This is a genomic window from Microbacterium sp. Y832 (assembly GCF_057669765.1).
This window is the reverse complement of record NZ_JBYHFM010000019.1, coordinates 1-1,287: the sequence shown is the minus strand read 5'-3', so window position 1 is coordinate 1,287 and position 1,287 is coordinate 1. Positions and strand designations below refer to the sequence as shown.

Genomic DNA, 1,287 nt, shown 5'->3' with positions numbered 1-1,287 from the left:
TACTTTGGTTGACGGGTAGGGGTCGGGGTGTTCAGGCCGCTTCTGCGGTTCTGTAGATCATCTCAAACTCGACGGGTGTGAGCTTTCCGAGGCCTCGTTGACGGCGGCGACGGTTGTACTTCGTCTCGATCCAGGTGACGATCGCGAGGCGGAGTTCCTGCCGCGTCTCCCAGCGGCGCGTGTTGAGGACGTTCTTCTGCAGGAGCGCGAAGAAGCTCTCCATGCTGGCGTTGTCGCCCGCGCCGTAGGAGCGCCCCATCGACCCGACCAGCCCGTTGTTCTCGAGCAGCCGTTGGGTCCTCTTCGCGCGAAACTGGCCGCCTCTGTCCGAATGGCAGATCGTGCCGACCGGCTGCCGCAGAGCGATCGCGTTGCGCAGCGCCGACCGCGCCAGCGATCCCTTCATGCGCGAGTCGATCGAGTAGCCGACGATCTTGTTGCTGCAGACGTCCTTGATCGCGCAGATGTAGAGCTTGCCCTCACGAGTGGGGTGCTCGGAGATGTCCCAGAGCCAGACCTTGTTCGGGGCATCGGCGGCGAACTCATGCCGGACGACGCCGTGCTCATCGACGACCGCGAGGAGGTCATCATGCGGGGCAGGCCCGGTGGAGCCGGGCTTGGAACGCTTCTTGTGATGGCTGGCGGTGATTCCAGCGATCCGGCAGAGCCGATGCACGCGGTTCTCGCCGACGGTGATGCCGTACTCGTCGGACAGTTCATCGGTGAGGAATCTGTAGCCGAGGGTCGCATCATCGCGGTGAGCCTCGTAGAGGACGTCGATGAGGTGAGCATCGTCCCAGTCCCGCTGGGAGATCGGGGCCTTCAGCCACTTGTAGTACCCCTGGGTCGATAAGCCCAGAACCCTGCACGCCACCACGACCGGCACCCTGATCGGAGCGCCGGCCGCGGCCATCTCACGGACGAGCGGGAAGACTATTTTCCCGGCAAGTTCGCCTGCGACAGATACGCCGCCGCACGGCGGAGCACCTCGTTCTCCTGCTCGAGCAGACGTATGCGCTTCTTCGCCTCGCGCAGCTCCGTCTGGTCGGCTCCGGTGAGACCGGGACGTCGTCCGTCCTCGATGTCTGCCTGCTTCATCCAGTTCGACAAGGACCCTTCGGAGACACCGAAGTCCTTCGCGATCTGCGACAGCGGCGCCTGGCCCTGTCGGGCCACCGCCACGACGTCGTCTCGGAACTCCTTGGGATACGGCTTTGCCACAGGGACATCCTTCCAGCGAGGACGAATCCTCACAGATCAGACGTCAACCAAACTCGGGGCAGTCCC

Annotated in this window: 1 protein-coding gene; it reads right to left on the bottom strand. The window is 64.1% G+C overall.

The annotated features are described in order from the left end of the window. Positions 1-31: 31 nt before the first annotated feature. Positions 32-1,221 (bottom strand): IS3 family transposase gene (locus AC25YV_RS12790; RefSeq protein ID WP_488124239.1). Its coding sequence is split into 2 segments (ribosomal slippage): positions 32-940 and positions 943-1,221, totalling 1,188 coding nucleotides; the frame shifts between segments, so codons are not numbered across the junction. Positions 1,222-1,287: the final 66 nt, after the last annotated feature.